Origin of the sequence: Algoriphagus sp. (assembly GCF_030694375.1) — a bacterium.
Taxonomy (GTDB): Bacteria; Bacteroidota; Bacteroidia; order Cytophagales; family Cyclobacteriaceae; genus Algoriphagus.
The window spans coordinates 58,009-74,362 of the sequence record NZ_JAUXYL010000044.1 but is presented as its reverse complement, the minus strand read 5'-3'; the positions used below and the strand labels follow the sequence as shown (position 1 = coordinate 74,362).

The window sequence follows — 16,354 nt, the reverse complement described above, 5'->3', positions numbered from 1 at the left end:
TAATTAAGGCTTTGAAATTTTTTAAAAATTCAGATTATGTAAGATACTTCAGATTATTTTATAAGTATCTTAATTTTCGTATTTTCAAATTACTACTACTTAGTTTTTTCGTTGGAATTTTAGATGGATTTGGTATTGCGTTATTTATTCCTTTGATTCAATCTTCGATAGATGGTATAGATGACTACTCACAATCCTTTGGTAATTTTAGTTTTATCTTTGATTTTTTTCAAAGTATTGGTTTTGAGATAAACATATATTTTATCTTATTTTTAATGATTTCTTTATTTTTTTTAAAAGGTGTTTTTAAGTTTTTCGATACTTATTATAAGGCTATACTTCAATCTTTTTTTGTTAAGAAGCTCAGACATCAAATGGTAAATTCTCTTGAAGAAATGAAATATTCTAGTTTCATTTCACTGGATTCAGGAGAGATTCAAAACACCTTATCCGGTGAAGTTTTTAAAGTGACAGCTTCATTTATTTCTTTTTTTAATGCAATCCAATCTTTGGTATTGTTGTTGGTTTATTTTGGTCTGGCATTTCTTTCAAATTGGCAGTTCGCTATTTTAGTTTCTATTGGCGCATGGTTATCTAATTTCCTTTTTAAAAAGCTTTTTTACTACACTGAATTAGCAAGTAAAAATATATCCAGTTCCAGCCATAAGTTTCAATCGTATATAATTCAAGCAGTACATCATTTTAAATATTTAAAAGCGACTTCATATTTTGAAAAATATAAACCTAAATTACTTGGAATTATAAATCTTATAGAAATAAAACAAAAGAAAATCGGGTATTATAATGCAATTTTATCTGGAGCCAGAGAACCTGTAATATTAATTGTCATCATTTTGGTTGTTTTTATTCAAATTAGATTCGTTGGAGCAGAAATTGCATCAATAGCTATGAGCTTGATGTTTTTCTATCGGGCGCTAACTTATGTTATGATGATTCAATCAAGTTGGCAAGGGTTCGTTTCCAACGTAGGGGGAATCTATTCTGCTGAGGATTTAATAACTCTTATGCGGGAAGGTAAAGAGATGGAGCTTGATGAAAAGTTGAATATAGATAAATTTGATTTTGTTTTAAGAAATGTATCTTTTGGTTTCAATTCCAATAAATCTGTATTAAATAATATTGATTTAAGGTTACCCGAAAAACAGACTATAGCTTTTGTGGGTCCAAGTGGATCAGGAAAATCTACTCTTGTTAATCTAATTGTAGGATTAATGAAACCAACATCTGGAAATATTTTTGTTGGGGGGAAAGATATTCATCAATGTGATTTAAGAGATTATAGAAAAAATATTGGTTATATTACTCAAGAACCTGTTGTTTTTAATGATACTGCATTTAATAACATAACTTTCTGGGCAGAAAAAACGCCTAAAAACATTGAATTGTTTTATGAGTCACTAGAATTGGTTAATCTTAAAGAATTTATAGATTCTTTAGAAAAAGGATACGACACAATACTTGGTGACCATGGTTCAATATTAAGTGGAGGGCAAAAACAAAGGATTTCTATCGCGAGGGAGATTTTTAAGAAGGTGAATGTATTGGTATTTGATGAAGCTACATCTTCGTTAGACAGTCGTACTGAGAAAGATATTCAAAACAATATTGACGCTTTAAAAGGGAAATTTACAATTTTTATAATTGCTCATCGACTTAGTACAATTAAGAATTGTGACAAAATTGTTATCATTCGAGATGGTAGGGTAACTGTAGAAGGGGATTTTAACTCTTTACTAGAGTCAAATAGTGAATTTAGAGAAATGATTAGTTATCAAAAATTTTAATAATGAGAGTCGGTCAAAATCCAAATAAGAATATTGATAAGGAAATTTCATCTTCTTCTTACCATAGGATCGTTGTTCCTGTATTTATACCAAATTTGGTTGATGAATATTTTAAGAATTCTTTTAATGTATTAAAGGTTTGTATAGAATCCTTATTATTGACTATTCATGATAAAAGTCGTTTATCAGTTATTAATAATGGTTGTTGTAATGAAGTTGAGGAATATTTGAACATGAAATATGTTTCAAATAGTAAATTTGATCAATTACTTCATACTAAAATTAACCTGGGAAAAATAAATGCCGCTTATTCTGTGATTAAAAGCAATCAGGAAGATTTAATAACTGTTACGGATGCTGATGTTTTGTTTAAAGAAGGATGGCAGCAAGGAATTGAATCTGTTTTTAAAAACTTCCCTGAAGCTGGTATGGTTTCTCCTGTGCCTCATAGTAGAGGTTTTGCAAACTTTGGGTATTCAAATGCATTTTTTGCTTTTTTTAAAGGGAAAATTTTTTTTGATGAAGTTAGGGATCCGGATGACCAGCTAAAATTTGAAGAAAGTCTTCAAAGAAATATTTTAAAACCAATTCATTTTAAGAAATATTTAGTTTTACAAAATACAAAAGGAAAAGCTGTTATGGGTTGTGGCCATTTTGTTGCAACTTATAGAAAAGAAGTATTTCTTAAGTCTCCCAATTTCCCTTCCAAGGATTTTTTATCTACAAAATCTGATTTTGATTATTTAGATCATCCCAATGAAAAGGCCGGTTTTTTAAGACTTGCCACATTGAATAATTTTGCCTATCATTTAGGGAATGTTTATGAGGATTGGATGGATGTGGAGCTTGAAAAGATAAGGAACTCCAATAGTATTTCTAAATTCACCGATATTCCAAAATTTAAATCCTTTAACCAAACTCAAATTTCTATTGGTAAATTTATAAATAGATTATTTTTTCATAAATTCCGAAAGTGGTATTTTAAATATCTCGGAGAAGAAACATATTAAGCTGCATGCGAATTCATAGAATAATGGTGTCCAATATTGCTTTGCCATCAAAAAAAATTGGGAGTTGGACAAATTTGTTTGATTTTTTTAATAGTAATGATTCATTTTTTGATTTTGTTTTGAGTCCTGGTGCTGAAGCTGGTAAATATATTCACTGTACTAAAAGAAGTTGGCCTTATTATTTCCATAAGTTTAAAAGATTCTTCTTAGTTAATTGGGTTGCAAGAGACTATTTAAAGACAATTCAGAATTTATCAAAAAAGAGTGATCTTTTGAAAATAGTTGTTCAAGATGATATAGCTCTATTAGAATCAATTTCTTTAAAAAAGTTTTCTTTTGACTGTAAGATTGAACTTATTTTATATTTTCATGGATTTCATCTTACACTTCCCAAACATGTTGATGAATTAGTGGATAAGGTTTTCTTTTTGTCAAATTCCAGCTACAAATACACTTTGAAGAATAATCTCCAGTTTACTCCTGAAGCATATATTGTAGGGAATTTTATTTTAAATACAAAATTTTTTATTCCAACTGTGGAACAAAAAGTAATGATGAAGGAATCATTAAATATTCCCTCTGATTCAATAGTCATTGTTTGGATGGCTAATGATAGACGAGTAAAAGGGTTGCATCTTTTTGAGAAAATTGCCAAAGATCTATTGTCTTCATTTCCTGAACTGTTAATCCTTGTTATTGGAAGTTCACAAGAATTTTCGGAAAATAATAGCCGACTGCGTCATGTAGGGAGAATTAATCATGATTTAGTACCCCAATATCTGCAGGTTTCAGATTTTTATTTTTTTCCTTCCTTATGGAAAGAGGGTTTTGGATTATCTGTTGTGGAGGCTCTTCTATGTGGTAATTGGATAATTACGACGAGTAGCGGTAGTTTATTTGAGATTCTTAATAATTCTTCAAAAATATTTTTTGTAAAAAATCCTAACATTATTCAAAATTGGATTGATGAATTTCATAAAGCTTATAAAATTTTTCAAACTGATAGATATCTTGGTCCCCCCCAAGAAATCACTGAATTTTCTTATGAAAATTGGCTTGTCAAATTCAAAACCGCTGTTGGTTAAGAGATGAAGATTGAGAAAAAAAATGTTTTATTGATTGTTCCTGATGGTGTTGGAGTAAAGAATTACCTATACTCAAATGTGTTTAAAGAATTAAGAAATTCTTCAAATCTTGAAATATGGTCAAACCTTTCCTCTGATTATTTAAAAGAAAATATTCCGAATTATTCAAATACTGTCAGAATTCAGAATTTCACCATTTTTGATCAACCGATTCTTTCAAGATTTTTTTGGGAAGCATCTTGTTGGGCAAGACTTGTTTATTTTTCAAAAAAATTATCCAATCCCACTTTACTTTTTAACAGGACTAGATCAAAGAAATACTCTTTTCTTTCTTTTTTCTTGTTTTTATCCCGTTTATTGGGATATATTATTTCTTTAAATTATGTTTTTATTTTATGGACCGAGAAATTAAGCCGTTTCCTGTGGGGAGGAAAGATGATTTCCTTTTACATTAATATCTTAAAGAAAAATAAATACGATTCCATTTTAATTACCCATCAACGTATAGTTAACCTTAATCCTTTGTGTTTGGCTGCTGAAAAATTAAATATCAAAGTTTTTTCAGTGATTTTTTCCTGGGATAACATTCCTAAAGCTAAATTGTCCATTAAAGCTGATTATTTTTTGGTTTGGTCTGATTTAATGAAAAAGGAACTTAATTTCTTTTACCCAGAAATAGATAATGAGAAAATTCTAATTACGGGGACACCTCAATTTGAATTTTACCTTGAACCGGAAAGAGTATTAGATAGAGAGGAGTTTGCAAAAATTTATGATTTGGATGCAAATAAAAAATGGATTTGTTTTAGTGGCGATGATCATTATACTTCCCCCTATGACCCTCTATATGTCCAGGATTTATTGGAATCTTTAATGTCTGTTGATGCTAATTCTCGTCCTCATATTATCTTGAGAAAAGCCCCCTCTGATTTATCTGATCGTTATGATTTTTTAAAAGAAAATTTCCCCGATTTAATCACGTTTATTAATCCAATTTTGTACACCAAAAATAAATTAAACTGGGATGGTATTTTGACCTCTTATAAAGATATTGATTTATTGGTTAATATTAGTTTCCATTGTGAATTAGTTGTCAATATTGGTTCAACAATGGCTTTAGACTTTGCGACTTTTAATAAGCCTTGCATTTTTATAAATTACAATACTATTGTATCAAGTGCATGGACTATAGATACTATTTACAAATTTCATCATTTTAATTCTCTTAGAGATTTGTCACCAGTTGTTTTTATAGACTCTAAAAATAATTGGTCAGAATTGATTTTAAAGATTTTTGAAAATCCTTTAGAATTTGCCCCTGATAAATTGACATGGTTTGAAAGAATTGTTCTACATCCTATAGATGAAGCCTCAAGGAATATTTCTTCGGCAATAACTAGTTGATTATCATGCATATTGTATTTATCACGAGTGAGTATCCTTTTAAAAATTTTAGTCATGGAGGTGTGGGTTCTTTTCTTAAAACCTTCTCTTCAGAACTTTTAAAAAATGGTTTGGATGTATCTATTGTTTTTTTCAATAACCATTGTGAAGGCAATTTTAACTTAGATGGAGTAAACCTAATTTTAATAAAAAACAGTAATGTTCGAGGTTTTTCATGGTATTTAAATTATAGAAAACTTAATAATACTCTTGAAAAGTTGCATCTAGAAAATCCAATATCCATCATTGAAGGTGCGGAGATGTCTTTTTTTTGGATTCGTAAATTACCCGGTGTCAAATATGTTATACGACTTCATGGAGGACATCATTTTTTTAGCACTGCTGAAAACAGGAATATAAATCTTTGGAAGGGTATTCAGGAGAAAATTTCATTCAAAAGATCGGATGCTTTTATAGGTGTCTCAAACTTTTCAGTTACTGAAACTTCTAAATATTTGAACTTTGGAAATAAACCCCTTGAAATTATTTGTTATTCAATCTCATCTGATCATTTTTATCCAAGGCCTGAAATAAAAGTCATTCCTTATTCATTGGCATTTGCTGGTACTGTATGTGAAAAAAAGGGAGTCAGGCAATTACTTTGTGCTTTGGAGCTATTGATTGTTGATTTTCCGTATGTTCATTTGAATTTATATGGCAGAGATTGGTCTTATCCAAACGGTGACTCCTATATGCAGGAAATGAAAAACTCATTTTCTCAAATTTCTTCTTTTTTTACATTTCACGGTTCCTTAAGTTATGATAAATTGCCTTTGGCATATGCCGAAGCTGAAATCTGTATTTTCCCATCTCACTCGGAAACACAAGGTTTGGTTGCTCCTGAGGCTATGGCTATGCAGAAACCTGTAATTTTCACATCTCTTGGACCTGGACCCGAGACAATTGAGCATGGAATTAATGGGTGGTTGTGTAATCCATTTGATCCGATAGATATTGCCAGCAAAATAAGGGAAGCATTTTATCAAAGAGAAAGTTTTTCTAAAATTGGTGAAAATGCAAAACGAAAAGCTTTGGAAAAATTTTCGACAAGTATCAATGTTAAGAAAAATCTTGATTTTTATCGTTCTTTGAGTTTCTAATAATGTCTATTGTTATTGTTACCCAAGTCTTTCATAAGCTGTATAAAAATGAAATTTATGCATATGGCCCTTATGCTAGAGAAATGAATATTTGGTTTAAAAAGTTTGATAATGTTTTTATTTTGTCACCTTTTATTGAAGTACAAGAATTAAATCCAATTGATATTCAACTTGAGGCACAATCATTTAATCTTATTAAAGTTCCAGATTTTGATTTAACTTCTGTATCTAATCTTATTCAATCCTTTTTTTTAGTCCCTTACATTTTTTTTAAAATTTTGGTTCTTTTTAGTAAAGTTGATCATATCCACCTCCGTTGCCCAGGAAATATGGGATTACTCGGTTCATTTGCCCAGATTTTTTATCCAAATAAAAAGAAAACAGCTAAATATGCGGGTAATTGGGATTTGAATTCCAAGCAACCTCTTTCCTACAGAATTCAACAAAAATTACTTAGATCCACTGTTTTAACCAAAAACATTAAGGTATTGGTTTATGGTGACTGGCCTGACCAAACAAAAAATATTTTACCCTTTTTCACCGCTTCATATAGTAGAAATCAGATCAGTCCATTCAAAAGCAAAAAGGAGGAAATAAAATCCGGGCTTATAAAATTTTTGTTTGTTGGGTCCTTGGTAAGCGGTAAAAACCCTGATTTTTCACTTGATTTTTGTGCTAAATTAAAAAGCGAAAATTTTCAGTTTCGTTTTGATTTTTTTGGAGAGGGGCCTCTTTTTCCAATATTGTTGGAAAAGCGAAACTTTCTTGGTTTGCAGGAAAATGTAATCTTTCATGGCAACGTTTCGAGTGAAATTTTAATTGATTTTTTCAAATCCAGCCATTTTTTAATATTTCTGTCGGATAGTGAAGGTTGGCCTAAAGCCGTTGCAGAAGCAATGTTTTGGGGATGTATTCCTGTTACATCAAGTGTATCCTGTGTTCCTCAAATGGTAAATTATGGTGAACGTGGGATTTTGGTATCAAAGGATTTGGATTTGGTCATCCAGGAAGTGACCCGTTTGATAGAAGATCCTGATAAATTTGATGAAATGGCATTATTAGCAAAGCAATGGTCAAATGAATTCACACTTGAGAAATTTGAAGAAGAAATTTTCTGTCTTGTTTAATTTTCGATTTTTCTAGCACAGGCGAAAGCTAACTAAATTAAAGTTTTGTTTAAATTGTTCTGTTTTATTTTAGGTTTCTTATTGAAAACAGGTAAATTTTTAGCTATTCATATAGTTTTAATATTGGTTTGGTTCTTGCTGATATGCGCATTAAGCATTTTAATTTCCTTACAGGATTATGGGAGCTTTTAAAAGCCTAAGATTAGTTTTCATTTTAACCCTTTTGTTTGGGCTGTTACCAGAACTTTATTCCCAACAAAATATTAAAATACCCCGAGAAGGTTTTCCTTTTTGCGAACCTTTTACATCTACGATTGGAAATACAAGAGCAGAAACAGTTCTTGGCGGTTCATCAAGTTTGACTAATTCTCCTGCGGGAGATGGGGCCTTGCAACTAACTCGAGCTGTCGGGGATCAAACCGGTTATGCTTTTATTGATATTCCTTTTTCGCCTAAATACGGCATTAAAGTTTCATTTGAATATTTTTCCTATGGAAGTACTACATCGTTAAGTGCCGATGGAATGATTTTCTTTATGTTTGATGGAAAGTATGGAGGTCCATCTTCTCCGTTGCCTTTTTCGCCAGGTGGTATTGGTGGTTCTTTAAGTTATTCTCCAAGGGAACTTCCGGCTAATCCAGGTATGTCAGGAGGCTATATCGCGGTATCATTAGATGAATACGGAAACTTTGCCTACTCTGCAGAAGGGAAAATTACCGGAATAGATACTTCTCCAAAAAATAGCGCCCCTGGAATTGCTCCGCCAAAACCCATAATAAGTCCAATTTTACATTCAATTTTGGTTAGAGGTCCAGAGTCTGTAGGATATCCATATCTCGAAGAGTTACACAAGTACACCAATGATATCTGCGTAATATGTGTTACACCTGGCCTCCAATTTACCATTGATTCACCTTACCCTCAAAGAGTAGAATCCTGTAATGATGATGGCTACAGGAAAGTGTTTTTAGATTTAAAGCCAGATGGGACGAATAAATATACACTGTCAATGTATATGTTGGTAAATACTGGTACAGGACCCAGAATTGTTCCGATTTTTGAAAACGTACCTTATCCCTATGAGGCCTTTTCTGATTTGAAAATTGGATTTGCAGCTTCCACAGGTGCTGCAAATAATATTCATGAGATTAAAAATGTGGTAGTTGAAGTTTCAGAAATAAGTGCTGCTTCCTTACCTGATACAGGGGATAAAGATTTTCAGCTATGTGTAGTAGAATCTGGTTTGGAGATTAAGTTTCCAATAGTTCTACCCGATGAAGATGCATTTATATTTATACGCTGTCTTCAACTATACCAGATAGGGGAACCCATTCCATCCAATAATAATTCTAATTCTTCTATCCCAACTGTGAATGACTGTGGTTTTGGAAATTCGGCCTGTGATGGATTATGTAATCCGATAAACTTTGAAAAACAAGTAACAGGTGGGACTTTTAAAGCTGATTTACAACCGCTTTATGACGATAATATTGATTTGATCGGAAATGAGGTACAAATTCAATTTGTTCCTGATCCGGGTTTTGTCGGCACTGCCGAGATTATCTATACCGTAACGGATAATTTTGGATTAACTTCAGATCCCAAAAAAATCACTGTTCAAGTTTTACCTCAGCCTGTTCTTGAGTCAGAAGATATTGTTTTTCCTACTTGCGATCTTCAGCAAGATGGTAGCATCTTTTTAATTGTAGGAGAATTATATGATAATTATACATTTAATTGGGTATATACAAGCCCAGGTGGGGTTCAAACCGATTTAGGACCTGCGGGAACTGTCCTTGATTTGGGAGGAAATCGAAGATCCTTTTTTCTCGACAATTTAAACTTAGGAACTTATAAGTTAATAGTTGATAATCCATCAGATGCCATAGGTTGCCCAATAGAAGTAGCTGAGATTTTTCTGGATAAAGAAAGAGGCACACCTGTGGAGCTCGACCTAAATGATCAAATAATTTGTGAGGGTCAGGATGTTACTTTCAACCCATTAATAGATGGCTCATTTGGTCCTGATTCGGGTGCGGAATTCTTTTGGTATGAATCTCCAAATAGAGTGGATTTACCAATCACTAATGGAAGTACTCGGATAATCGGAGGGCAGGTAGTTTCTTTCGAAATTATAAATGAAAGGGAAATCATAATTTCAAATTTACCCTCGGACGGAATTAATTTCAAAGATTACATTTTTTACGTGGAAGCGAAGCCGAAAAGCAATCCTAGTGGGAATTTCTGTCCTTTTCTGGGAGATGTGATCACCGAGGCAAGAGTAAGGGTATATCCTAAATTAGATTTTTCAGCAACAAAAACGGCCGATGATTGGTGCCTTGACAATTCAGGTAATATAATCGCGGAAGTTAAAGATCCAACCAGTGCGATTACCTATTCGTTAGTCAATTCTGACAATGGAGCTGTTTTAATGACCAATAATTCGGGAAATTTCTCAGGTCTGGCAAAAGGAAATTATGAAGTCTTTGCAACTTCGTCAAATCCGGTCTGTACCTCTGTTTCAGTGCTTATTGTTATTGAAGGGCCAGATCAACCCCTTACACTTACCCCTGGACCCACCGAAAATGCTTTTTGTAATGCTCCAACTGGAGAGATGCAATTTAATCTATCAGGAGGTAACCTGCCATATAAATCCATTACAATTGATGGTAGCCCAATCAGTAATCCAGCAATATCAGGTGAAATTTATACGCTATCTGATCTTTCTGCGGGTACTTACACCATTGTGGTAACGGATGATAAAGACTGTCAAGAAAGTATACAAATAACAATTGCCGGAGATGAGGCCTCTGTATTTGCTACAACCAACGACGAAATTTGTGAAGGAGAGTCTGCAATGGTTTCTCCTCAGACAATTACCCAGTCCACCAGCACCCCTATATTTAAGTGGTATTATTTAGCTGGAGGAAATCATATTGAAATCATTAACGGAGCCACCGCAGGTGGGGCTACTTTCACAATAGATGGAAGTAACAATCTTTCAGTTTCTGGACTTGCTCCTCAAGGAACGCCTTATGTTTACTTCTTGGAAGTCACCGGGCCTAAGGTTTGCGATCAGGGATATATTCCAGCTGAAATCAGAGTAAACCCAACACCAAAACCCAGTGATCCAATTTTGGATATGGTAAGTTGTAATGGAGGATCTGATGGATCAATTCAAATCCAACTTTCCGAGGGAAATCTTTCAGATTTTCAATATGCTTTAACAGGAAATAATGGGGTTAATATTGGATTCACTTCGAATTCCGGTCTTTTTTCGGGATTAGCAGCAGGAATTTACGAGCTGAGCATTAGAAGTAGTAGTGGATGTGAAACAATCCTTACGGGAATTACTCTATCTGAGCCCCCTGTTTTATCCCTAGCCATCACATCAAAAACTGATGCAACTTGTGCGGAGGAAAATGGAGAACTCAGCTTCACTGTAGGAGGAGGTACACTTGATGCTTCTGGCACTTACCAGATTGATATCAACGGAGCTGGTATATCCACCCTAGGATCCAATGTTACAGTGGGGTCAAGCAATGATTATACTATTACAAATTTGGCTCCTGGTAATTATTTGGTTGAAATTGAGGATACAAATGGATGCTTAATTTCTCGTACTGAAACCATTCTTGATACTGAAGTTCCAGTTTTTATTGTGCAAGATATTGAAGTTTGTGAGGGTGAAACTGCCATCTTAACTCCAGAAGTAGTCAGTAATACTATTGGGGCTAGTCCAGTTTATAATTGGTCCTTTGAGAACCCAACAAGCCCTGGACAATTTGTTCCAATTCAAAATGGAGATGTTATTAATGGTGTAACTTATTCCCTAACTAATGGAGTTCTTTCCGTTTCCGGACTTGTTTCATCAAATATTTCCTACAAATATTATCTTAGCGTAAGTGGAGATTTGGTTTGTCCTGGTCCACCAATAGAGTCAGAAATTCAAGTTCTCAATATTCCTAAGGCTGTTTTTCAAGAAGTTAACGTTAGCTGTTTCAATGGGAACGATGGCGAAATTCAGTTAGTATCTGTTGACCCCTCAGGTTCAAACACATTCACTCTAATTGAAACAGGCCAAAGCAACTCTACGGGGAGTTTTACAGGATTGACAGCAGGGACTTATACAGTTAGAATTCAGGAAACAGGTTCCCCATGTTTTTCGGATTTCCAAGTTACGATTACGCAACCAGAAAAATTAGAGTTGATCAATCCAAGCTCTACTGATCCAACTTGTGGGGAAGCAAATGGACAAATCACCTTTGAGATAATTGGTGGAACTTCTGATTATCAAATATTTATTAATGGGGATCTAATTTCAACCTATGCATTTGCACAGGCAGGGCAAGTATTTGAAGTTTCAGATTTGGCCCCCGGAACATATGCTATAGAAGTGACGGATGCCCAAGGCTGCGTTGTATCCTTACCAAGTGCATTTGTATTAATGGATGACCAAGGAGTTCAAGTTAATTTGAATCCTATTGATGTGGAATTTTGTTTTAAAGAAACTGTCGTTTTGGTCCCTGTATTTAATCCAGCACTTTCAACGAGTGCGGAGCTTAAGTGGTACAAAGATCAAGCTTCTACAGACCAAATTGTCTCTAGTACGAATCCGGATCCAAGTAATGTAATTTATCAAATTAATAACTCTGGTGCCCTGAGTATTCAAAACCTTGCTGTCGGTCAATACACATATTATCTGGAAATTTCCGGACCAGGGATTTGTACCAAACTTGAAGAAGTAAAAGTTCAAATTTTCCCTGAAATAGTTGCCACTTTTGATTTTGAAGATGTTTCTTGTTTCGGAGGAAATGATGGATCAATTAGGCTAACTTCTGTAGTTCCCTCAGGCCCGATCACTTATACAATAGTTGAAACTGGGGTAAGTAATACCACTGGGATCTTTGAAAATCTGATTGCAGGTACTTACACCGTACGGGCCCAGGAAGATGGTTCTCCTTGTACATACGATTTCCCTTTTACCCTTTCCCAGCCTAATGAATTAATTATTAATAATCCTCAGGGTACTAATCCTACTTGTGGCGAGTCAAATGGAAGTATCCAATTTGATGTAACAGGAGGATCACCAGACTATTCAATTTTGGTAAATGGAAATCCACTCACGGGATATACCGCCAGCATAAATGGGCAAACAGTTGAACTCAGGAACCTACCTCCGGGGACATATAGCGTAGCTGTAACTGATGCAAATGATTGCGAAGTGACAGCCCCAAATTTGTTGACTTTGGTAAATGATAACGGTGTAGATGTTAACATGAACCCGCTTGATGAGGTGATTTGTGTCGGTGGAGATGCTGTCTTGCTGCCTACTTATTCTACAGCATTACCTGTGGTACCTAATTTAAAATGGTATAAGGACGCAGCTTTGACCCAAAGTATAACTAATGGAACTGATGCGGCCGGTGTGATTTATCAAATAAACCCCACTAGTGGAGAGTTAACCATTCAAGGTCTTCAGATTGGAGATTTTACATATTATGTTGAAATATCGGGTTCGGGTATTTGTTCTAAAGTGGAATCCGCAACTGTTGAGGTATATCCTGAAATTACTGCTACCATTGCTGTAGAAAATATCATTTGCTTTGGTGATACTAATGGATCGATTTTAATAACTCCTTCTGGAGGGAACGGAAATTTTGAGACTAGTTTGAATGGATCACCCTTTGCAGTTTCCACCTCTTACTCAAATCTTGCCGCTGGTTCATACACCGTTTCAATTCGAAATGATCTGAGTTGTTTGACCGAGATAGATGTTGAAGTAGTGGGGCCAGCAGAAGCTATTTCCATCAATACTCCTACTATCATAAGAGCTTCTTGTGGCTTGGATAATGGAAGCATTGGAGATTTAGTCATTTCAGGGGGATGGGGTGGTTATAATGTTGAATGGAGAAAAGGTTCTGTTACTGGCACAGTTGTGACTGGAGGATTGACAGGTGCATCTGATTTGTCGCCAGATACTTATTTTTTATTAATTACAGATTCTGAGGGTTGTGATGCTGAGTTTTCCTTCGTAATTGGTCAGTCATCTGATCCAGTTTATGCAGTTGTTCCACCGATTAATGCTTGCACGGGTAATTCAGTCGAAATTCGTCCAATTCACATCGCTCCTAATCCTTCACTACCTCCAGCTGCTGCTACAGAGGTTAGATGGTATTCTGGTCCAAACCAAGCAGGTCTAATCCAGAATGGTCCAGATTCTTCCATACCAGGGGTTACTTATACTATTGATGATTCAGATTGGCTTAATCCTGAACTTCGAATAGACGGGCTACCTGCAGGGACTTACGAATTCTATTTCTTCGTGGAATGTACCGGGCAAGAAATCGAAATCGAAGTGATTGTTTTTGATACACCTGAAGTAGAAATTGAAACCCAAAATATTTCTTGTTTCGGAGATGCGAATGGGAAAGTCAGGATTTCAAAAGGTTCAAATTCATCCTACACCTACAGTGTTAATGGAGCTCCACCGGTAGATCAGTCAGCGTTGGAATCTCGTACTTTTTCTCCCGGAACTTACGATTTAACAATAGCAACTCCTGCCGGATGCGCACAAAACCTAAAATTTGAAATCAAGGGACCCAGTGCGCCATTGTCATCCTCTGCACTTACTAAAATTGACCCGGGATGCGGTGCATCAAACGGTAAATTAACACTCACTATCACAGGTGGATGGTTGCCATATACATTAGAAGTATTCAAAAACGGTGTAAGTGCAACTGTTATCACTTCTTCTGATCCCGCCATTACTTTGGACGGGTATTCTATTGGAGATTATGAAATTGTAATTAAAGATGCTGAAGGATGCAGTTTAACTACCAATTCTGTAAAAATGGTAGATGGACCCACTCAAGTTTTAGTTGATAATGAGGTCATATGCGAAGGAGAAATAGCAACTTTGCTTCCCACCTTGGATCCAGTAGCTACTGGTGCTACTTTCCAATGGTTTTTTGATCAATCATTAACTCAGCCTATCTCCAGTAGCCCGAATCCGGCATCTGACGGAAGAATATATCAAATTAATTCAGTAACCGGAGCCCTTACTATATCAGGTTTATCGGCAGCTAACACGCCATATCCTTACTTTGTAACGGCATCAGCTTCTACCGTTTGTCCCGGTTTTGTGGGAAGGGGAAATGTAACAGTCGCTAGTACTCCTTCAGTTTCTGTTGTGGTCATTGATGAGGCATGTTTTGGAGATGGAGGTACTATCACCGTTAGTGCAAGCGGGGGGTCTGGAAATTACACCTATAGTTTAAATGGTGGAACCTTTGTCAATACGAATGTTTTTGATGTTAAGCCCGGTACCTATGAAGTAGAGGTAAAAACAGCGGAAGGATGTTTGTCTACTCTAAGTTCAATTGAAGTGAAAGGACCTCAAGCCCCACTTGCAGTCAAAGATATAGAGCAGGATAATACCTCTTGCGAACTTGACAACGGCGAATTGAGGTTTACTTTGACCGGAGGATCGCCACCATATCGTGTCACGTATAGCAAAAATGGATCATCTGCAGGCAATGTAAACTCTGCTGACGGAATTATTGTCATTTCTGGACTTGGGCTGGGGAATTATATGTTCTTTGTTGAAGATGTCAATGGCTGTAGAGTTTTACTTCCTGATCAAATTGAAATCATTGAGGTATCGACCACTATCACATCCTCCGATAAAAAAATATGTGAAGGAGAGTCCGTAGAACTGGTAGCTTCTGTGCCGCAGAATATTACAGATGCGCAATTTCAATGGTACTTTGATGCTCAGGGAAATAACCCTATAATTCCAGGTACCATTAATGGCATCACCTATTCATTTACCTCTAATGGAAAAATCTCCATTACAGGATTAGCGTCCTCTGAAAATCCGTATTCTTATTTTGTCTCTGCAACGGGAACGGGGGTATGTGGAATAAATCCGAAGGAAGTTAAAGTTACTGTAAGCCGGATTCCAATACTTCGGGTGTCTAACCCTTCAATTGTGTGTGATCCATTGGGAACAGTTAATCTTACAGATTTTATTGAAGGATTTAATCCGAATGTTTATAACTATAGTGTTCTGAGTCCAGCTGGAGCCGCAATGCAACTAAATGATCTGGGTAAAGTGTCTGTATCCGGAGACTATAGAGTAAGCAGTTCTCTTAAAGGTACTAATTGTTGGAATGCACCCCAACGAATCAGAGTGCTTATTGCGGATAAAAAGCTTGAGGCTATGTTTGAGTACCTCGTTGACTATGGTGGGGGAAACATCTTCACTAATGGTGATATCCAGATTATGGAAGATGTTCAATTTCAGGATTTAACAGTGGGGAAAGCCATACTTTATAATTGGGATTTTGGGGATGGCCAAACAAGTTCTGAGAAAAATCCAATTCATAAATATCAGGAAAAGGGGACATATAATGTTATCTTATCCACAATTGATGAATTTGGATGCCAATCAGAATTCCAGCTTATTGTAAATGTTTTTGATGATTTTTTAATTATGGTGCCAAATGCCTTCACACCCGATGGAGTAAAAAACCAATATTTTAAGCCGCAATTTAGAGGAATAGCTAGTTTGGAGTTTTACATTTTCAACACTTGGGGAGAATTGATTTACCATGCAACATCACTTGAAGACCGAGGTTGGGATGGGACATTGAATGGAAGATCAGTTCCAAACGGGAATTACGTTTATAAAGCCAGGTTTGTCAGCAGATCCGGGGAAACTGGCGAAAAGGCCGGTGTATTTATTTTGATTCGATAACAGCGGACAAACTTTTATAAATC

Annotated in this window: 7 protein-coding genes; all 7 read left to right on the top strand. The window is 35.3% G+C overall.

The features are described from left to right. The first annotated feature begins 11 nt into the window (after positions 1–11). The 7 genes from Q8M62_RS18325 to Q8M62_RS18295 all read left to right on the top strand — a co-directional run bounded on the left by Q8M62_RS18325 (position 12) and on the right by Q8M62_RS18295 (position 16,331). Positions 12–1,805 (top strand): ABC transporter ATP-binding protein, encoded by a 1,794-nt coding sequence (locus Q8M62_RS18325; RefSeq protein WP_304901228.1) that lies wholly within the window; start codon positions 12–14, stop codon positions 1,803–1,805. A gap of 2 nt (positions 1,806–1,807) precedes the next feature. Further along, positions 1,808–2,815, top strand: a complete 1,008-nt coding sequence (locus Q8M62_RS18320; protein WP_305668236.1) for a glycosyltransferase family A protein — start codon at positions 1,808–1,810, stop codon at positions 2,813–2,815. A 23-nt stretch (positions 2,816–2,838) separates the two neighbouring features. Then, complete coding sequence (locus Q8M62_RS18315; RefSeq protein ID WP_304901226.1) at positions 2,839–3,900, top strand: glycosyltransferase family 4 protein; 1,062 nt, start codon at positions 2,839–2,841, stop codon at positions 3,898–3,900. A 3-nt stretch (positions 3,901–3,903) separates the two neighbouring features. After that, a complete protein-coding gene (locus tag Q8M62_RS18310) occupies positions 3,904–5,304 on the top strand; it encodes a hypothetical protein (protein ID WP_304901225.1) in 1,401 nt (466 codons plus the stop codon). Positions 5,305–5,309: 5 nt separating this feature from the next. Beyond that, entirely contained in the window at positions 5,310–6,443 is a 1,134-nt protein-coding gene (locus tag Q8M62_RS18305) for a glycosyltransferase family 4 protein (RefSeq protein WP_304901224.1), read from the top strand. Positions 6,444–6,445: 2 nt separating this feature from the next. Then, the gene (locus Q8M62_RS18300) at positions 6,446–7,570 is read left to right on the top strand and encodes a glycosyltransferase family 4 protein (RefSeq protein WP_304901223.1); all 1,125 of its coding nucleotides are present in this window, start codon (positions 6,446–6,448) and stop codon (positions 7,568–7,570) included. Between the two features lie 178 nt (positions 7,571–7,748). Next, positions 7,749–16,331 carry a PKD domain-containing protein gene (locus Q8M62_RS18295; RefSeq protein WP_304901222.1) on the top strand — a complete coding sequence of 2,861 codons (8,583 nt, stop codon included), beginning with the start codon at positions 7,749–7,751 and terminating at the stop codon, positions 16,329–16,331. Positions 16,332–16,354: the final 23 nt, after the last annotated feature.